This is a genomic window from Nocardia sp. TBRC8007 (assembly GCF_056629435.1).
Map to the genome: position 1 here is coordinate 54,876 of NZ_JBWSOR010000009.1, position 17,824 is coordinate 72,699.

Genomic DNA, 17,824 nt, shown 5'->3' on the forward strand with positions numbered 1-17,824 from the left:
CTACTTCCATTCGAACAGCTTGCCTTCGGACTTGCCGCTCACGACGGTGTACTCGAACATGACAGCGATCCCGTTCAGTGCGTTCAGTTCGTCTCCGGTGGTCTCGTAGAAGTTCGAACCTCGCCAGGTGACGGTTCCGGGGCTGGTGAAGTTGCCGACTCCCTGTCCACGGAACGTTGCTGTCTGCCCGTTCTCGGTGACCACAAACCCGGTTCCTTCGCCCGCGAGCGTGCCGTTGGGGCGCATTGTGCCGGTGTAGGTCACGGTGATCTCGACCCGAACGCCACACATCGTGCCGACCTGATGGTCGGTCATCTCTGTTCGGGGGCCGAGGCCGGTGTCGTCGAGAACGCGTGTGCTGATCACCTGGCCGCTGGCCTCGCCAACCTGCTCACCAAGCATGATGACCTCCTCGAGGTGTCCGTGTTGGGGCTGGAACGGTACCCCCTCGGGAGGTGGACAATGCGGATATGCCGTCCGACCTCACCGGCAGAACAGCTTTGTAGTGCCGGGGCCCGCCCCAGCTCGTCGACTTCGTGATGAAGCCGACAAATCAATCGTAGGCCGAGTGGGTGGGGTGGTGGGAGTGCCACGGCTGCCTGTCGAGAACGAAATCGATGCGGACTCGACCGCCCACGATCGGGTTGTTATGGGTCCATATAGGGAGGTAGCGGAATCGAGACGCAACCCAGATGGCGGGTGGATTCCTCATCGGGCCGGGTAAAGGGGACCCGGGCTTGGCGGTATGGTAACCGGCAAGCCCGGGTCTTGGTAGCGGGGACAGGATTCGAACCTGCGACCTCTGGGTTATGAGCCCAGCGAGCTACCGAGCTGCTCCACCCCGCGTTGGCGTGGACAACACTACACGGGTAGAGGCGAACTACCGAATCGTGTCGGTAGTGGGCGGTTGTTCAGCCGAACTCGATGCCTTGGGCCAAGGGCAATTCGGTGGAGTAGTTGATGGTGTTGGTGGCCCGGCGCATATACGCCTTCCAGGAGTCCGAGCCGGATTCACGGCCACCACCGGTCTGTTTCTCTCCGCCGAAGGCGCCGCCGATCTCGGCACCCGAGGTGCCGATATTGACATTGGCGATTCCGCAATCGGATCCGTCGGCGGCGAGGAAGCGTTCGGCCTCACGCTGATCGATGGTGAAGATCGAGGACGAAAGGCCATGTGGTACTTCATTGTGCAAGGTGATCGCGTGATCGAAGTCGTCATAAGTGAGCACGTACAGGATCGGCGCGAAGGTCTCTTCGCGCACTACTGCGGTTTGGGCGGGCATGCGTACGATGGCGGGACGCGCATAGTAGGCATCGTCGCCGAACCCTTCGACTCGCTCGCCGCCGCAGACCAGTTCGCCGCCGTCGGCCACTGCCTTGTCCAGTGCGGCGCGCATCGCGGCGTATGCCCTCCCGTCGATAAGTGGGCCGACCAGCACCCCATTGTCGAACGGATTGCCCACCGGCAGTTGCCGATATGCCCGTTCGAGCCGGTCGAGCAGAAGGTCGGCGACATCGCGGTGCGCAATCAAGCGACGCAGAGTGGTGCACCGCTGTCCGGCGGTGCCCGCTGCCGCGAACACGATGGCCCGCGTTGCGAGCTCCAAATCGGCGGAAGCGGTGACAATCGCGCCGTTGTTGCCACCCAGTTCCAGCAGGCACCGGCCGAACCGTTCGGCTACCCGTGGCGCGACGAGCCTGCCCATTCGTACCGAACCGGTCGCGCTGACCAGCGCCACCCGATCATCTTCCACCAATAAGGACCCGATATCGGTGCCGCCTTGAAGTAATTGATGCACTTCGGGGTCCGCGCCTACCTCGGTCGCCGCGCGGCGCAGCAGCGCATGGCAGGCCAGCGCCGTCAGCGGTGTCGTCTCCGAGGGCTTCCACACCACGGTGTCACCGCAGACCAGTGCGATCGCTGTGTTCCATGCCCAGACTGCGACCGGGAAGTTGAAAGCCGAGATCACTCCGACCACACCGAGCGGGTGCCAAGTCTCCATCAATCGGTGCCCCGGTCGTTCAGAGGGCATGGTATATCCGTAAAGCTGTCGGGACAGGCCGAGAGCGAACTCGCAGATATCGATCATCTCCTGCACTTCACCCGCGGCCTCGGCCGGTATCTTGCCCGCTTCCAGAGTCACCAATTCGGCCAGGTTGTCGCGATGTGCGGTGAGCAGTTGGGCCAGTCTGCGCACTACCGCGGCTCGGTTCGGTGCCGGAATATTCCGCCAGCCCCGGAAGGCCGTGACGGCCCGGCCGATAGCCGCTTCCGCCTCATGCGGTGAGCTGGGCCGCAGGGTCAGTAGCTGCCCTCCGGTGATCGGAGTGCGCGCGGGCAGGCCGCCCGGTTCCGGTACTCGCATGCCGAGCTCGTGCAACAACGTGGTCGTGCGCTCGGCGAGTTCCTGGGTGGACTTGGTGTCGAGTACCTCAGTCATCTGTTGCTCCGCTATACCTTTCGGCCGCATCGCGGCATCGTGTTCCATATGGAGGGTGAGGTGAGTCAGGGCTTCGGGCACGAATCGGGTCGCCTGAGTTAGCCTTCGCTGATGGCGGATACACCGGCAAGACCTGTACTCGATGACATCGATCGTCTACTGATTCGTGAACTGATAGCCGACGGCCGGGCCACGCTGTCGAACCTGGCCGAAAAGGCGAGTCTCTCGGTATCCGCCGTGCAGTCACGGGTCCGTCGACTGGAGGCGCGCGGCGTGATCCGTGGGTACACCGCGGACGTTGATCCCGAAGCGCTCGGCCAGATGCTGTCGGCATTCGTCGCGATAACTCCTTTCGACCCGTCGCAACCCGATGACGCGCCTGCGGTACTGCAGCACATCCCGGGTATCGAGTCCTGTCATTCGGTAGCAGGAGACGAGAGCTACGTCCTGCTGGTGCGGGTGGCGTCCCCTCGGCACCTGGAGCAGCTGCTCCAGGAGATCAGAGTGACTGCCAACGTACGTACCCGGAGCACCATTATTTTGCAGACATTCTATGATAGATAGCAAATAGTTGTAATTTATACGTCCAAGTGTGGATATTTCGCTAATTCTTTCGTACGCTCTGGGGGTGGCCATCGAACTGGAAAGCACCCGCGCTACAGTCACTTCCGCCGCTCGGGTCCATGAGATCGTGTCGGCCAGCATCCTTGCTGACGGCTTCGATCTGGTACTCGACCTCAGGCGGTCCCGCGGCTGCCGTTTGATCGACGAACGTGACGGCAGCTCCTACCTCGACATGTTCGGTTTCTTCGCCTCCAATGCGTTGGGCATGAACCATCCTGCCCTCGTCGATGACGCGGATTTCCGGTCAGACCTCGTCACAGCGGCGTTGAACAAACCGAGCAATTCCGATGTGTACACCGTCGAGATGGCTCGCTTCGTCGAGACATTCGTGCGAGTGCTCGGCGATCCGCGGCTACCACATCTGTTCTTCATCGACGGTGGCGGCCTTGCGGTGGAAAACGCGCTCAAGGTCGCGTTCGACTGGAAGAGCAGGCATAACGAAGCTTGTGGTCGCGCACCGGAACTCGGCACCAAAGTGTTACACCTGACCGGTGCGTTCCACGGCCGTACCGGTTACACCATGTCGCTGACCAATACCGATCCAGTGAAGATCGCGCGCTTTCCCCGCTTCGACTGGCCGCGGATCAAAGCGCCTTATGTAACCGACGCCTTCGATATCGAGGAGGCAGAGTCATACGCACTGGACCAGGCGCAACGGGTGTTCGCGGACAATCCGCACGATGTCGCGTGTTTCATCGCAGAGCCGATCCAGGGCGAAGGAGGTGATCGGCACTTGCGGCCGCAGTTCCTACAGGCGGTGCAGCGGCTGTGCCATGCGAACGACGCGCTGTTCATCCTGGACGAGGTGCAGACCGGAGTTGGTATGACCGGAACCACCTGGGCGTATCAGCAGCTCGGGCTGGAGCCGGATGTTGTCGCTTTCGGTAAGCGCACTCAGGTGTGCGGTGTGATGGCGGGCGGGCGCGTGGACGAGGTACTCGACAATGTGTTCGCGGTCAGCTCCCGGCTGAATTCCACCTGGGGCGGCAATCTCACCGATATGGTGCGCACCAGGGGCATTCTGGAAGTGATCGAGCGCGATGAGCTGATCGAGCGGTCGGGGCCGTTGGGCGCGTACCTGCTCGATCGGCTGACCGAGCTCGCCGCGCGGCATGTCGCCATCAGCGAGCCACGCGGACGCGGCTTGATGTGCGCGATCACGCTCTCGTCGGCTCGATTGCGTGACGAGGTGCTCACCGCGTTGCGCGAGCGTGCGCATGTGCTGATCCTCGGCACTGGTGAGCGGGGCATTCGTTTCCGTCCGCCCTTGACGGTCTTGCGTGCCGAACTGGACGAAGCTGTCGATGCACTGGATCGGGTGCTGACGAGGCTCGAGTAGCTCGCGAACGAATTGATCAAGGTGTATCGGTGTTCTCGGTCAAGCCGAGACCGTCGGCGAGGAAGCGACGGACAGACCTCAACCCGGCGTTCAGGGCGGATTCGTAGCCGGGATGTGCCCATCCGTTGACGGTCGCGGTGCCACCGCCGGTAGGCGTTACCCCGATCTCGGCGACCATTTCGGCGGTTGTTGGTTCGCAGACCGCCCAGGAGAAGTGGGTCTGCTGCTCCCAGCCCACACCGCGCAGCGCCACATAGTCCGGATCGGTGATCCCGACTGCCGCCAGTGCGGGGCGATCATCGATGCGGTCGTCTGCGCGAAGGGCGCGCAGGTACCAGACGCCCGCGTTGATTTCGATCGGTTCCATGGTGTTCACCTCCCGCACTGCGTTGGGGCTGACCAGCGCCCAACGCGGTAGCTTTGAAGAAACTCGGTGTTGTGCCGGTCACGCGGTGGGCGCGACGGTGGCGGAAAGAGCGGACACCACGGTTCGGCGGCCGATGCGCAGAGCGGTAGCCAGCAGCCTGGTGTCGCGGTCGGCGCTGCCGACATCGGGTGCGCCGAGCGGAGGACGGATCTGCAATACAGAGTCGCCGAGATCGACCAGCGCTTTGTCTTCGATGTCCTGCTGTCTCGGCCGCTCGCGCCAGGCCCGATAGGCGCCGGGCGCTACTGTACGTAGATAGCCGCCGCCGACGATCCGGTGCAGCAGCGAGGCAGGCGGGCGTTTTTCGTCGGCGCGCCGGGTACGCAGAACCAGGGCGTGTGTGGCGGATGCACGGAAAGCGGTGCGGATGGGCACAGTTTCGACGAGACCACCGTCGAAGTAGGCGTTGTCGCCCAAGGCGACCGGTGGCCCGGCCAGGATGGGCAGGCCGGCCGAGGCGCGTAGTGCACGCATGAGCGTGTGTTTGTCGGTGATGTGTGGTTGTAGGTCGACTGCTCGACCGGTACGAATATCGGTGGCGATCGGATGAAATGTGGTGGAGTTGGACAGGATCGCGTCGAAATCCATCGGCTCGATGCCGTCGTACACTTGATGCACGAGGTACCGCAGATCGAACGGGGGACGTCCACGCAGGAAGCGGATGGGGTCGATGGCCCGCCGCATGATCGCCGGGTCGGTCCAAGGGCGCATGCCGACAATCGCGCGCCCGCACAGCAGCCAAGCACCGTTGATCGCTCCCGCGGACGTGCCGTACACCGCGTCGAATACCGAGGTGAGCCCGAGTTCCTCCAGCGCGGCTACCATGCCGCTGGAGTACACGCCCCGGCTGCCGCCGCCTTCGATGACCAAAACGAGCCGATGCCCATCGGCGCGACTGGCAGCGGCATGACGCGCGCGGATCAACTCCGCGACAGGGGAGTTACTCGGCGAACTGGTCACCGGACCACGATACGGCATCGTGGTATGCGTATCGGGCTCGGAAAGCGGCGGTGTGCGGTGGCTCGAAGGGCCGCGAATGCCACCAGCGGGTGTGGACGACGAAGCCCGCGCCTGCCGGTGTTCGCCGGGTATCTACTTGATTTCCGCGAGGACTGTGCCTTGTGTGATAGCTGCCCCTGCCTCGACTGCGAGGCTGGTAACCACACCCGTTTTGTGCGCGGTGACCGGATTCTCCATCTTCATGGCTTCCAGCACTACGATCAGGTCGCCCGTCTCGACCGACTGGCCTTCGGCGACCGCGACCTTGACGACAGTGCCCTGCATCGGTGCGGTGACCGCGTCGCCAGAAGCAGCCCCCGCTCCCGCGCCCCCGCGCCTGCGTGGCTTGGGCTTCTTGCGGACCACGCCGCCGCCATTGCTTGCCGCCGCGTTCGGACCGGCTCCGACGGTGAAGTTGCCGGGAAGGGAGAGCTCGACTCGACGCCCGCCGACCTCGACGACGACCCGCTGCCGCGGCAATTCCTCGTCCTGGTCGGCTGCCGCGCCTGCCCCGTGGTGGGGCTCGACGGTGTTGACCCACTCGGTCTCGATCCACTTGGTGTAGACCTCGAACGACTTGCCGTCACCGACAAACGCCGGGTCTTCGACGACGGCCTGGTGGAACGGAATGACGGTAGCCAGTCCGTCGACCTCGAACTCGGCCAGCGCGCGCCGCGCCCGCTGCAGTGCCTGGGTGCGATTCTCGCCGGTAACGATCAGCTTGGCCAGCATCGAATCGAATTGCCCGCCGATCACGCTGCCGGCCACCACGCCGGAATCCACCCGTACGCCGGGGCCCGCCGGCTCCTTGTACACGGTGACCGGACCGGGCGCGGGCAGGAAGCCGCGCCCGGCGTCCTCGCCGTTGATGCGGAACTCGAAGGCGTGTCCGCGCGGGATCGGGTCCTCGGTGATCTCCAGTTCCTCACCATTGGCGATCCGAAACTGCTGACGCACCAAATCGATGCCCGCAGTCTCCTCGGTGACCGGGTGCTCGACCTGCAGTCGGGTGTTCACTTCGAGGAAGGAGACGGTGTCGCCCTGCACCAGGTACTCCACGGTGCCCGCGCCGTGATAGCCGGCTTCCCGGCAGATGGCCTTGGCCGAGGCGTGGATCTTCGCGCGGACCTCGTCGGAAAGGAACGGCGCCGGGGCCTCCTCGACGAGCTTCTGGAACCGTCGCTGCAGTGAGCAGTCTCTGGTGCCCGCGACCACCACGTTGCCGTGGACGTCGGCAATCACCTGTGCCTCGACATGGCGGGCTTTGTCCAGGTACTGCTCCACGAAGCACTCACCGCGCCCGAAGGCGGCGATCGCCTCGCGAGTGGCCGACTCGAACAGCTCCGGGATCTCTTCGATGGAATGCGCGACTTTCATCCCGCGGCCACCGCCGCCGAAGGCGGCTTTGATGGCGACCGGGACTCCGTATTTCTCGGCGAACTCCACGACCTCGTCGGCATTGCGCACCGGATCCTTGGTGCCTGCGGCCATCGGAGCATTCGCGCGCTCGGCGATGTGCCGCGCGGTGACCTTGTCACCGAGATCGCGGATCGACTGCGGAGAAGGGCCGATCCAGATCAGCCCCGCGTCGATCACTGCCTGAGCGAAGTCGGCATTCTCCGAGAGGAAGCCGTAACCGGGGTGGATGGCATCGGCACCGGACTTGGTCGCGGCGTCGAGGATCTTGTCGAACACCAGATATGACTCGGCCGAGGTCTGACCGCCCAGGGCAAAGGCCTCATCGGCGAGCTTCACGAACGGCGCGTCAGCATCCGGTTCGGCGTATACCGCGACGCTACCGATGCCGGCGTCCTTGGCCGCCCGGATCACGCGCACGGCGATTTCGCCTCGGTTAGCTACGAGTACCTTTGTAATCTGCGCGCTGGCGTGACTGGGCACTGCGCCTCCTGTGTGCATTCTTTTGGTCGCTTCGCGGGGGATTGGGGTCGCTGCGCAGGCTACGCTCCCGTAGATCGGGGTCGCTGCGCATGCTCCGCTCCCGTAATCGACAAACTGACGTATCGGGCGAGTGTAGGCAGTCTGCCAGCAGCCTCCGAACTCGACCAGCCCTACTCGACAGTAGGTCGTAGATCACAATGTACGCCGTCTATCGCTGGATCTGTGCGTGGCCTATCCGCTGTGAATCACTATCCGGGGAGATCTCGCCGGGGTAGTCCCCCGTGACGATCGGCATGCGCACCGAGTTGCCCCATTCGGCCCAGGAGCCGTCGTAGTTGCGCACAGTGCTGTGGCCGAGCAGATGGGTCAGCACGAACCAGGTGTGGCTGGAGCGCACGCCGATCCGGCTGTAGACCATCAGGTCGTCGCGATCATCCAAGGATCGGTAGACTTCATCGAGTTCGGTGCGTGGGCGGAATCGCTCGTCGGAAGTGAGCGCTTCGGTCCACGGGATGTTCGACGCATTGGGGATATGTCCGCCGCGCAGCGCATCCCCGGGCCTACCCGGCTGGGTGGGCACACCGCGGTATTCCATGGCGGAGCGCACATCGATCAGTGGCCTGCCGAGATGAGCGAGCACGTCCTCGCGAAAGGCCCGGATGGTGCTGTCATCGCGGCGAACGTCGGGGTAGTCGCTGCGCACACAGTGAGCAGGTTCGAAGACGGTGTCGCGTTCCTCGGAAATCCACATAGCGCGCCCGCCGTCGAGTAACCGCACGTCTTTGTGTCCGAACAGAGTGAATATCCACGCTGTATGCGCTGCCTGCGCATTACCGCGATCTCCATAGACCACCACGGTGTCGTCGCGCTCGATTCCTTTGGCGCGCATCAATTCGGTAAAGCGGGTTCCATCGACATAGTCGCGTGTGACCGGATTGTTCAGGTCATTTCGCCAATCCAGTTTTATGGCGCCAGGAACATGCCCGATGTCGTAGAGCAGTGCGTCGTGGTTCGCCTCGATGATCTTGAGCCCCTGCGCGCCTATGTTTGCAGATAGCCACTCTGTGGTTACCAGTCGGTGTGGATCTGCGTAAGAACTGAATGCGGAATGAGAATCCGGGGCAATAGGCACGGTGTAGGTCCTCCAAACGTGGGTAGGCGGTGGATTGCGACTGTTCGGGTCGCACGGCGATGGTTGATGCGAGGCGGCGACTCTCCGTTTCGGATCACGAATCGGATGAAGGGGTGAATAAATGGCATCGACATCCGATAAAGTCTCCTGGAAGGAGGGGTGAGTTATGTCGGATTCTTGGCCGCGGCGGCGACTGCTCGCGATCTTACGTGGCACCAATGAGCCGCTCGATGCCCAGGAACTGGCCAGGATCACTGGGCAGCACGTCACCACGGTTCGATTTCATCTGGATGTGCTCACCCGAGAATCGCTTGTCCGGCAATTCCAGCAGCCGCCGCGGGGACGCGGGCGACCGCGTATCGGCTACAGCGCGGTGCAGCGATCGGTCGGTTACCAGGATTTGGCGCAGGTGCTCGCCGATCAGTTGGGGCCGGATCCCCGGCGCAGGTCGGAGGCCGCCATCGCGGCGGGCCGGGCGTGGGGTGCTCGGCTCGCCGCGGGCGACCACCGGATCGAATCACTAGAAGACGCCAAAGAAGTCACCATGACGTTGATGTCGGAACTCGGCTTCGCGCCCGAACGCGATCCCGCTTCGGGGGGCGAGGGCAAGGCGCTGATCCGGTTGACGGCATGCCCGCTGCGCGAACTCGCACGGATACACTCCGAGGTGGTGTGTGGCGTGCATCGGGGCCTGATCGAAGGGATGCTCGATCGCACGGGCACGCGGAGCGAGATCGAGGTTCGGATGCATTCATTCGTCGAACCGGATCTGTGTGTGGCGCGGTTGGAATTGATCGCCGCGCGATGCGACCGAATCCAGGAGGCGGCAACGGTGCCCGTCGTCGACGGTGTCGAGGCGCTCACCGCGCCATCAGGCCGAGTGGCTCCACAGGTGCGTAATGCCGACCCCCACCTCGCCAAGCAACCGGCGCAGCAGTGGTAGTCCGATTCCGATGACGCTGGACGGGTCACCGTCGATGCGATCGACGAACCAGCCGCCCAAGCCATCGAGAGTGAAAGCGCCTGCCACCTGCAATGGTTCGCCGGTCGCGATGTAGGCGTCCAGTTCATCGGGCTCTGGCTTGGCGAAATGGACAGTGGTGCTGCTGCAGTCGACCACCTCTGCGGTGACTCGATTGTCGCGTAGGCGCGCAACACAGTGTCCGGTCACGAGATCCGCGCTGCGTCCGGCCATGTCGCCCCAGCGGGCCCGCGCGATCTCGGGCGTATGCGGTTTGCCCTGCAGTTCACCGTCCAAGAGCAGCATCGAATCACACGCCACCACAACGCAATCATGCGAGAACTCGCGAATGTCCGCTGTTACGGCGGCCGCTTTGGCGCGAGCGAGTTCTACCACGACCTGCTGCGGGGAAGTGCCTTCGGGAAGAGCGGCGGCCACCGCGTCCTCGTCCACAGCGGAAACCCGGACGATGGGGTCGATGCCCGCCGAGCGGAGAACTTCCCGGCGGGCAGGAGACGCGGAAGCGAGAATCAGTCGGGTCACCCGCACAGGCGGGACACGTGTGCGAAAGCGTACGAAGACAGCGGCGCGGCACTGCGATGCAGTGTGATCGGATGGCCCCACAGGTCCGACGGGCCGGAAGGACCGTTCGGTGCGGCGCAGGCCGCGGCAGCGGACAGCACGCACGCCAGGGCGGCGAGCTCTTCGTCGGTGGGCGAGCCGCCGTGCACGATACGGAATAACGGCTCCGCGGTAGCTTCGACGGGCGTCGCGGCTTCTGCGCTCGGGGTGACGGCAGCACCGGCCTGGTCCGCGGCCGGATCGACTGTGAGGTCCAGTTCGACGGCATTCAATACATCTTCATCTGCCACGGTCGTCACAGTGCAGATCCTCTCTTCGCCTTGATCACGGTGGTCCGATCAGGCTGACTTTCGATTATCGACCAGCTATGGACGAAGCGATCGTCCTCTCGTCCACTCAATGCCTTTCTGCGATCAGTGTTCGCGGCTTTCGAGGATATCGCTCGGTCACAGCGGAATGTTGCCATGTTTCTTCGATGGAAGGGTCACCATTTTGCGTTCGAGTAATCGCAGTGCGGACACGATTTGGCCGCGTGTGTGAGATGGTGGGATGACTGCGTCCACGTATCCGCGTTCGGCGGCGATGTAGGGATTCACGAGTGTGTCCTCGTATTCGTTCTGCAGCTCGAGTCGCAACTTATCGACATCTTCGCCCTCACTAGCGGCTTGTTGCAGCTGTTTGCGGTAGACGAATCCGACGGCGCCGGATGCGCCCATGACGGCGATCTGAGCAGACGGCCAGGCAAGATTCACATCGGCGCCCATGTGTTTGGAACCCATGACGTCATAAGCGCCACCGTATGCCTTGCGAGTGATGATTGTGATCTTTCCCACGGTAGCCTCGCCATAGGCATAGAGGAGTTTCGCGCCGCGCCGGATGATACCGTTGTATTCCTGCTCGGTGCCGGGAAGGAAGCCGGGAACGTCGACCAGGGTGATGATCGGGATGTTGAACGCGTCGCAAGTGCGTACGAAGCGCGCGGCCTTCTCGGAGGCATCGATGTCCAGGCACCCCGCGAACTGGGTGGGCTGGTTGGCCACGATGCCGACGCTACGGCCGTCGATCCTGCCGAAGCCGACGATGATATTCATCGCACGCGCGGCTTGCACCTCGAGGAACTCATCGTCGTCGAGTAGGCGAAAGATCACCTCGTGCATGTCGTATGGCTGGTTCGGCGAGTCCGGGATGATCCGGTCCAGCTCCAGGTCTTCGTCGGTGAGACAGTCCTCGATCGCGCCGGTGATCGGATCGGTGGCCGCGAACCGGGGCGCCTCGGCGCGGTTGTTGCTCGGTAGGTAGGACAGTAGATCCTTCACGTAATCCAGTGCGTCTTGCTCGCCGGAGGCGACGTAGTGCGCTACGCCGGACTTGGTCATGTGGGTGTGCGCGCCGCCGAGTTCTTCCATGGTGACGTCCTCGCCGGTGACCGTCTTGATGACATCCGGGCCGGTGACGAACATCTGGCTGGTGCCGTCGACCATCACCACGAAATCGGTCAGCGCGGGGGAGTAGACGTGCCCCCCTGCGGCCGGGCCCATGATCAGCGAGATCTGCGGAATCACCCCGGAGGCTTGGATATTGCGATGGAAGATCTCACCGTAGAGGCCGAGCGAGACCACCCCCTCCTGGATGCGCGCACCTGCGCCTTCGTTGATGCCGATCAGCGGACGGCCGGTTCGTAAGGCCAGGTCCATCACCTTGACGATCTTCTCGCCGTAGACCTCGCCGAGACTGCCGCCGAATACGGTGACGTCCTGGCTGAAGATGCACACATCGCGACCATCGATGGTGCCGTAACCGGTCACCACACCGTCGCCGAGCGGACGGTTGTTCTCCAGGCCGAAGTTGACGCTGCGGTGCCGGGCCAGCGCATCGAGTTCGACGAAGGACCCTTCGTCCAGCAAGGCGAGGATGCGCTCACGAGCGGTCATCTTGCCCTTCGCGTGCACCTTGTCGATCGCGGCCTCGCCCACTGGGTGTTTGGCTTCTTCCAGCCGATTCCGAAGGTCAGCCAGCTTCCCAGCGGTGGTGTGGATATCGGGTGAGCCCGCCGGACCTGACGCGGGCTGCTGCTGGACATTCGTCATGGCTCCGGAGTGTAACCAGTGTCAGTGCGACTCGGTAACCCAAGACTGCGCTACCCACAAGTAGAAAACCGCAGCTAGATCATGCTTCGATGGGAAGAAACCCCTGGTCGATCACCGGGGCGCAGCGGCGGAGAACGAGTAGAGCTCAGTCGGGTAACACTCCGAACGGTGGGTAACCTGCCATGGTGCAGAGGTCACCGTTGAACGCAGAGCTATTACGGCGCAGTCTTCTGGAGTCGCCTGAGCTGTCGTTCTTTTCCCGGATCGACATAGTGGAGTCGACGGGGTCCACGAATACCGACCTGATCGCGCGCGCGACAGAGCCGGATATCGGCCATGCGGTGCTGCTTGCGGAGAGCCAGTCGCAGGGGCGCGGCAGGCATACGCGGACCTGGGTCGGTCCGCCACGGGCACAACTCGCGATGTCGCTGCTGGTGGAGGTGGACGGGGTCGCTCCGACCGCGCTGGGTTGGCTGTCGCTGCTGACCGGCGTCGCCGTGGTCGACGTGCTGCGGGCTACCGCGGGCGCGCCCGCGGAACTGAAGTGGCCCAATGACGTGCTGATCGATGGGCGCAAAGTCGCGGGCATCCTCGCCGAGGTGGCGACGGGTGGCGCCACACCGAAGGTAGTGGTCGGTATCGGGCTCAATGTCAGCCTTACCGAGGCGGAGTTGCCAGTACCACATGCCACTTCGCTTGCCCTCGCCGGTGCGAAACAGATCGACCGCACGGTGCTCGTCCGCGCGCTGCTGACCGAGTTCGCTCGTCGCTTCACCGATTGGCAGGACAAGGGTTGGGCGACGAGTGAGTTGGCCGCCGCCTATCGGGAGCGGTGCGCCACGATCGGCACCCCGGTCCGCGCCGAGTTGCCCGGCGGTCGGACGCTGACCGGCATCGCTGATGGTATCGACGATGCCGGTCGCCTGCTCATCGGTGACGAGGCGGTATCCGCGGCCGATGTCACGCACTTGCGCGTGCAGGATTGACTATCCGAGCCTGCGAGCGGTGTGAACACCACCTGCTTTGTCCGATCCACTCGGCTGTCGTCCTCGCCGACACGCCGAGCACCCGGTTGTCATGGGGTCAGACGGACAAGGTAAGGCCGCGCGCGGCGTCGCGGGCGAGTGAGCGGTCGCGTTGCTCCTCGAACCGGATCACGTTCTTGTCCAGTTTCTCCATGAACAGGGCGAGTTCCTCGCGCGCCTGTTCGCCGCGTGGTCCGAAATCGGATCGGTCGAAGATATTCCATTGTTTGAGCACCGGCCCCATGACTTCTTCCATATGCTGGCGCAAGTCATAGATACCGTACTTGGCTATCAGCACGCTGTTACGGCGAAAGTTGGGCATGCCCGTGCCGGGCATCTGGAAGTTCGTCACGACTTTGGTGAGCGCGACCATCGCCTGGTCCGGCACCAGATCGAGTGCCGCGCCGCAGAGTGAGCGGTAGAAGATCATATGTAAGTTCTCGTCTGCGGCGATGCGTTGCAGCATGCGTTCGGCAATGGGGTCATTACATGCCTTGCCGGTGTTGCGGTGCGACACCCGAGTCGCCAGCTCCTGGAAGGTGACGTAGGCGATGCCCTCGAGGAATCCGCCCCAGCCGTCCGGCGATCGGGCGCCGTTGGTCATATGGATCATCCTGGCTTCTTCCAGGGCGACCGGATCTACACCGCGGGTGACAACCAGATAGTCACGCATGACTATGCCGTGGCGATTCTCTTCGGCAGTCCAGCGGTCCACCCAGGTGCGCCAAGGGCCTGCCTCGACGAAATACTGCGCGATCTCCCGGTGGTAGGAGGGCAGATTGTCCTCTGTGAGCAGGTTGGTGATCATGGCGACCTTGGCCACCTCGCTCAGCCTCGATTGTCCTGGAGCCCAGTCCTTGCCACCCATGGCGGCGAAATTGCGTCCCTCGGACCATGGGATGTATTCGTGCGGGTTCCAGTCTTTCGCCATCGACAGGTGCCGGTTGAGATTCTGTTCGGCCACTGGTTCGAGTTCGGTCAGAATTTCCAGTTGGGTCAGTTCCATGATCAGTCGTTCCTCCACGGTCGGAATCGGCGATAGTGTTGTGCCGAGCGTTGTGCTGTGCGCTTGGACGGGACTGAAGCCGGCTCGAAGAGAAAGCTGCTGCGCGGAATCGTCACACGCGGATGGCCGATTGCGCGGTACGACGCGCTGTGGTGGCAGGGTATCCCGACATCTTTACGAGGTAGGGTGCCTGACATGGGTTATCCGGAGAATGTGCTGGCGCCCGACGAACAGTTGCTGCTCCATCGGCATCCGCATTGGAAAATGCTCTTCTGGCCGATCGTGACGCTCATCGTCGCCACCGCACTCGCCGGATTCGCGGCCGGGTTCGTCTCGCGCCGGGTCGAGGGCACCACGCGATCGGCCTGGCTGGTCACAGTGCTCGTGGTGTACCTGATGATTCTCGGGTGGCGTTGTGTCGCACCGATCATCAGCTGGAAATCGACGCATTTCATCGTCACCGACCGCAGGGTGCTGGTACGGGAGGGAGTGCTCACCCACAGCGGTATCGACATTCCGATGAGCCGGATCTCCAGCGTTCAGTTCCGACACGGGCTGTTCGATCGGTTGCTCGGGACCGGGACGCTGACCATCGAGTCGGCTTCTTCGGAGCCACTGGAATACGACGACATCCCCTCGGTCCAGCGGGTGCACTCATTGCTGTATCACCAAGTGTTCGAAGTCGACCAGCAGCACAACGGGCATGACGAACGCTGGGATGGAAGCAGCACATATCGGTGAGCCGTAACCTGGGCGTATGACCGCTGTACTGCTGGCCGAAGATGACGAGGCCATCGCTGCCCCGCTGTCGCGTGCGCTCAGCCGCGAGGGGTACGCGGTGACCGTCGAGAGTTTCGGCCCCGCTGTGCTGCAGCGAGCGCTGCAGGGCAGCCATGATCTGCTCATCCTCGACTTGGGTCTTCCTGGTATGGACGGATTGGAGGTATGCCGTCAGGTACGTGCCTGCGGAGCGGATCTGGCCGTGCTGATGCTCACCGCTCGCACCGACGAAGTGGATTTCGTCGTCGGGCTGGACGCGGGCGCCGACGACTACGTCGGTAAGCCGTTCCGGCTCGCCGAACTCCTCGCCCGGGTGCGGGCGTTGTTGCGGCGTAGCGGGCTCGGAGACGATACGGTCGAGGTCGGCGGTATTCGCCTGGAACCGGCGGCGCGGCGGGTACTGGTCAACGGGGTCGAAATCAACTTGGCCAACAAGGAATACGAGCTGTTGAAAGTGTTGATAGACCGGGCGGGTCAGGTGGTGCCCAGGGAGACCATTTTGCGTGAGGTGTGGGGTGGCGCCGAGCTGCGCGGATCCAAGACCCTGGACATGCACATGTCGTGGCTGCGCCGCAAGATCGGTGACGAGGGTCCGCTGGCCGAACGGCGCCTTGTCACCGTGCGGGGAGTCGGATTCCGGCTGAATACCGATTGACATGCGCCGTCGCATTCTGCGTTCGATGCTCACCGTGCTGACTCTCACGACAGTGGTGCTCGGTGTGCCGCTCATCTACACGGCCTGGCTATGGGTGGAGGACATCACCCGTAACGATCTACAGAACCGGCTGGACCGGATCGCCGCAGAGATCGTCGCGCAGGAGCACACCGATGGCACGGTGCTCGGAGAGCTGGATGTCCGGTCGGTAGCGCCACTGGTCCCCGACGACGGCAGGCTCACCATCGTCTTTTCGTCGGCGCGCGACAGTGCTTCCCGTCGTGATGTCGGGGTGGCCGAGGTGCCGGACCCGCTGGTGGAGTCACTGTCGATGGGCACCTCAGGATCGTTGCGATTGGAGGTGCCTGCGGCGCCGATGCATGCCAGGCAGCGCCAAGCGGTCGCAGTGGTGGCTTTGGCGGTGCTCGCTTCGCTGGGCGTGGCTTTTTTGGTCGCGGTGATCACCGCGCGCCGGGTGGCCGATCCGCTGCGCGATGTCGCGGCGCGTGCCGCGCGGCTGGCGATGGGTGATTTCCGACCAGATCCGCGCAGGCATGGCATTGCCGAACTGGACCGGGTTTCCGATGTGCTCGATTCGGCGACTGTGGAGATCGCCGGTCGGCTCCAGCGTGAACACGCCCTCGTCGCCGATGTCTCCCACCAATTGCGCAGCAGGCTGACTGCCGTGCGGCTGCGCCTCGATGAGCTTTCCGCGCATACAGATCCGGAGGTGGTGCACGAGTCAGAGGAGGCGATGGCCCAGGTGGACCGGCTCACCGACGCGATCGACGACTTGGTGCGCGCATCCCGCGATGAGGACGCGGCCGACCGCGATCCGGTGCCGGTGATGGACGAGCTGCGCGGTGTGGTCGCCGAATGGACCCACCCGTTCACCGAGGCTGGGCGGACACTGACCTTGACCGGCGATCAGTCGCTGCGCGCGCCGATTACGGGTTCGCGGTTGCGCGAGGCGGTGGCGGTGCTGGTGGACAATGCGCTCATGCACGGCGGCGGGACCTGCACGGTATCGGTGCGCTCGGTGTTGCCGGGGACGGGCCGCGAATCTTTGGTGTGCGTCGAGGTCGCCGACGAGGGCGGCGGCGTGCGCGATGAATTGGCGCCGCACATCTTCGACCGTGGTTTCTCTGCGGGCGGTTCGACCGGTGTGGGGCTGGCACTCGCGCGGGCGTTGATCGAGGCCGACGGAGGGCGACTGGAACTGCAGCGGCGCAGGCCCGCGCTGTTCGCGGTATTTCTCGGATCCTCGAAGGTCCGAGCGTTGAACTCGGTGGTTTCCGAGCCTCGGTGATTCAGCTGCGGCGGAATTCCTCCTCCACGAGATCTTCGAATTCCGCGGCGATTTCGCTCATCTCGTCCGGGAAGACCCAGCGGCGCATCGCCCAGAATCGGAAGGCCATCTGCATCAAGTTGCCGATCACGAAGGCACTGATGAAGTCCGCGATGTTCTCGACGGTGAAGCTTACATTGGGTTGGCGCAGGTCGAAGACATAGCTGGAGATCCACAGCGGCGTGAAGGCCAGGACGACACCGACACCGCTGACGCCGAAGAACAACAGCGCTTCGTGATGGCGTTCGCGTCCGCCCCGGTTCTTGAATGACCATTCCCGATTCAAGATGTAGGAGGCGATCACCGCGATGATGCCGGAGATGATCTTGGCTGTGACGGGCTTCTCCGCGAGAACCGTCCATTTCAGCAGGTAGAAGATGCCACTGTCGATCACGAAAGTGGTCGCGCCGACAATCGCGAACTTGATCAATTCCCGATGCCGGTATGCGACATCTTGCAGCGGTTCGGGGAGGGCGTTGACCACACCGTCGACGAGTGACACAACAGCACAGTGTACCG

General features: G+C 63.5%; 18 protein-coding genes and 1 tRNA gene. 7 read left to right on the plus strand and 12 right to left on the minus strand.

The genetic code is table 11. The features are described 5' to 3' along the window. The 3 genes from ACX4ZE_RS10875 to amaB form a co-directional block, all read right to left on the minus strand. Entirely contained in the window at positions 1–402 is a 402-nt protein-coding gene (locus ACX4ZE_RS10875) for a hypothetical protein (protein WP_480273239.1), read from the minus strand. 367 nt (positions 403–769) lie between these two features. Continuing rightward, positions 770–846, minus strand: a tRNA-Met gene (locus tag ACX4ZE_RS10880). 65 nt (positions 847–911) lie between these two features. After that, positions 912–2,441, minus strand: a complete 1,530-nt coding sequence (gene amaB, locus ACX4ZE_RS10885) for an L-piperidine-6-carboxylate dehydrogenase (RefSeq protein WP_480273240.1) — start codon at positions 2,439–2,441, stop codon at positions 912–914. Between the two features lie 111 nt (positions 2,442–2,552). Between amaB and ACX4ZE_RS10890 the strand changes: the two genes are divergently transcribed. Further along, positions 2,553–3,005 (plus strand): Lrp/AsnC family transcriptional regulator, encoded by a 453-nt coding sequence (locus ACX4ZE_RS10890; RefSeq protein ID WP_480273241.1) that lies wholly within the window; start codon positions 2,553–2,555, stop codon positions 3,003–3,005. Positions 3,006–3,069: 64 nt separating this feature from the next. Continuing rightward, a complete protein-coding gene (gene lat, locus ACX4ZE_RS10895) occupies positions 3,070–4,404 on the plus strand; it encodes an L-lysine 6-transaminase (RefSeq protein WP_480273242.1) in 1,335 nt (444 codons plus the stop codon). A gap of 16 nt (positions 4,405–4,420) precedes the next feature. On the opposite strand, the gene ACX4ZE_RS10900 is transcribed toward lat, so the two are convergent. The 4 genes from ACX4ZE_RS10900 to ACX4ZE_RS10915 all read right to left on the minus strand — a co-directional run bounded on the left by ACX4ZE_RS10900 (position 4,421) and on the right by ACX4ZE_RS10915 (position 8,861). Continuing rightward, positions 4,421–4,771 (minus strand): hypothetical protein, encoded by a 351-nt coding sequence (locus tag ACX4ZE_RS10900; RefSeq protein WP_480273243.1) that lies wholly within the window; start codon positions 4,769–4,771, stop codon positions 4,421–4,423. A gap of 78 nt (positions 4,772–4,849) precedes the next feature. Next, positions 4,850–5,791, minus strand: a complete 942-nt coding sequence (locus ACX4ZE_RS10905) for a patatin-like phospholipase family protein (protein WP_480273244.1) — start codon at positions 5,789–5,791, stop codon at positions 4,850–4,852. Between the two features lie 132 nt (positions 5,792–5,923). Then, a complete protein-coding gene (locus ACX4ZE_RS10910) occupies positions 5,924–7,729 on the minus strand; it encodes an acetyl/propionyl/methylcrotonyl-CoA carboxylase subunit alpha (protein WP_480273245.1) in 1,806 nt (601 codons plus the stop codon). A gap of 208 nt (positions 7,730–7,937) precedes the next feature. Further along, on the minus strand, positions 7,938–8,861 hold the full coding sequence (locus tag ACX4ZE_RS10915) for a sulfurtransferase (protein WP_480273246.1): 924 nt from the start codon (positions 8,859–8,861) through the stop codon (positions 7,938–7,940). 166 nt (positions 8,862–9,027) lie between these two features. On the opposite strand from ACX4ZE_RS10915, the gene ACX4ZE_RS10920 reads away from it, so the two are divergent. Continuing rightward, a complete protein-coding gene (locus ACX4ZE_RS10920; protein ID WP_480273247.1) occupies positions 9,028–9,804 on the plus strand; it encodes a helix-turn-helix transcriptional regulator in 777 nt (258 codons plus the stop codon). On the opposite strand, the gene ACX4ZE_RS10925 is transcribed toward ACX4ZE_RS10920, so the two are convergent. From ACX4ZE_RS10925 to ACX4ZE_RS10935, 3 genes are all read right to left on the minus strand, one after another. Next, positions 9,733–10,365 (minus strand): nucleoside triphosphate pyrophosphatase, encoded by a 633-nt coding sequence (locus ACX4ZE_RS10925; RefSeq protein ID WP_480273248.1) that lies wholly within the window; start codon positions 10,363–10,365, stop codon positions 9,733–9,735. The genes ACX4ZE_RS10920 and ACX4ZE_RS10925 overlap by 72 nt on opposite strands. After that, entirely contained in the window at positions 10,362–10,703 is a 342-nt protein-coding gene (locus tag ACX4ZE_RS10930) for an acyl-CoA carboxylase epsilon subunit (RefSeq protein WP_480273249.1), read from the minus strand. The genes ACX4ZE_RS10925 and ACX4ZE_RS10930 overlap by 4 nt, the downstream gene beginning before the upstream one ends. Positions 10,704–10,850: 147 nt before the next feature. Then, positions 10,851–12,491: an acyl-CoA carboxylase subunit beta gene (locus ACX4ZE_RS10935; RefSeq protein WP_480273250.1), complete on the minus strand. Its 1,641-nt coding sequence runs from the start codon at positions 12,489–12,491 to the stop codon at positions 10,851–10,853. Positions 12,492–12,673: 182 nt separating this feature from the next. On the opposite strand from ACX4ZE_RS10935, the gene ACX4ZE_RS10940 reads away from it, so the two are divergent. Continuing rightward, complete coding sequence (locus tag ACX4ZE_RS10940; RefSeq protein WP_480273251.1) at positions 12,674–13,477, plus strand: biotin--[acetyl-CoA-carboxylase] ligase; 804 nt, start codon at positions 12,674–12,676, stop codon at positions 13,475–13,477. A 97-nt stretch (positions 13,478–13,574) separates the two neighbouring features. Here ACX4ZE_RS10940 and ACX4ZE_RS10945 read toward each other — a convergent pair whose 3' ends face one another. Continuing rightward, complete coding sequence (locus ACX4ZE_RS10945; protein WP_480273319.1) at positions 13,575–14,528, minus strand: acyl-ACP desaturase; 954 nt, start codon at positions 14,526–14,528, stop codon at positions 13,575–13,577. Between the two features lie 189 nt (positions 14,529–14,717). Here ACX4ZE_RS10945 and ACX4ZE_RS10950 point away from each other — a divergent pair, with 189 nt between their 5' ends. Genes ACX4ZE_RS10950 through ACX4ZE_RS10960 form a run of 3 tightly spaced genes read left to right on the plus strand, consistent with a single transcriptional unit; the run spans position 14,718 to position 17,266 of the window. Then, positions 14,718–15,263, plus strand: coding sequence for a PH domain-containing protein (locus ACX4ZE_RS10950; RefSeq protein ID WP_480273252.1), 546 nt, complete (start codon positions 14,718–14,720; stop codon positions 15,261–15,263). A gap of 16 nt (positions 15,264–15,279) precedes the next feature. After that, positions 15,280–15,957, plus strand: a complete 678-nt coding sequence (locus ACX4ZE_RS10955; RefSeq protein ID WP_480273253.1) for a response regulator transcription factor — start codon at positions 15,280–15,282, stop codon at positions 15,955–15,957. Position 15,958: 1 nt separating this feature from the next. Next, the gene (locus tag ACX4ZE_RS10960; protein ID WP_480273254.1) at positions 15,959–17,266 is read left to right on the plus strand and encodes a sensor histidine kinase; all 1,308 of its coding nucleotides are present in this window, start codon (positions 15,959–15,961) and stop codon (positions 17,264–17,266) included. A gap of 1 nt (position 17,267) precedes the next feature. On the opposite strand, the gene ACX4ZE_RS10965 is transcribed toward ACX4ZE_RS10960, so the two are convergent. Continuing rightward, positions 17,268–17,807, minus strand: coding sequence for a GtrA family protein (locus tag ACX4ZE_RS10965; protein ID WP_480273255.1), 540 nt, complete (start codon positions 17,805–17,807; stop codon positions 17,268–17,270). Positions 17,808–17,824 lie beyond the last annotated feature (17 nt).

Coding starts and splice junctions, on each gene's coding strand:
- ACX4ZE_RS10875 (WP_480273239.1), bottom strand. CDS start 402: ATGCTTGGTGAGCAGGTTGGCGAGGCCAGCGGCCAGGTGATCAGCACA.
- amaB (WP_480273240.1), bottom strand. CDS start 2,441: ATGACTGAGGTACTCGACACCAAGTCCACCCAGGAACTCGCCGAGCGC.
- ACX4ZE_RS10890 (WP_480273241.1), top strand. CDS start 2,553: ATGGCGGATACACCGGCAAGACCTGTACTCGATGACATCGATCGTCTA.
- ACX4ZE_RS10900 (WP_480273243.1), bottom strand. CDS start 4,771: ATGGAACCGATCGAAATCAACGCGGGCGTCTGGTACCTGCGCGCCCTT.
- ACX4ZE_RS10920 (WP_480273247.1), top strand. CDS start 9,028: ATGTCGGATTCTTGGCCGCGGCGGCGACTGCTCGCGATCTTACGTGGC.
- ACX4ZE_RS10935 (WP_480273250.1), bottom strand. CDS start 12,491: ATGACGAATGTCCAGCAGCAGCCCGCGTCAGGTCCGGCGGGCTCACCC.
- ACX4ZE_RS10940 (WP_480273251.1), top strand. CDS start 12,674: ATGGTGCAGAGGTCACCGTTGAACGCAGAGCTATTACGGCGCAGTCTT.
- ACX4ZE_RS10950 (WP_480273252.1), top strand. CDS start 14,718: ATGGGTTATCCGGAGAATGTGCTGGCGCCCGACGAACAGTTGCTGCTC.
- ACX4ZE_RS10955 (WP_480273253.1), top strand. CDS start 15,280: ATGACCGCTGTACTGCTGGCCGAAGATGACGAGGCCATCGCTGCCCCG.
- ACX4ZE_RS10960 (WP_480273254.1), top strand. CDS start 15,959: ATGCGCCGTCGCATTCTGCGTTCGATGCTCACCGTGCTGACTCTCACG.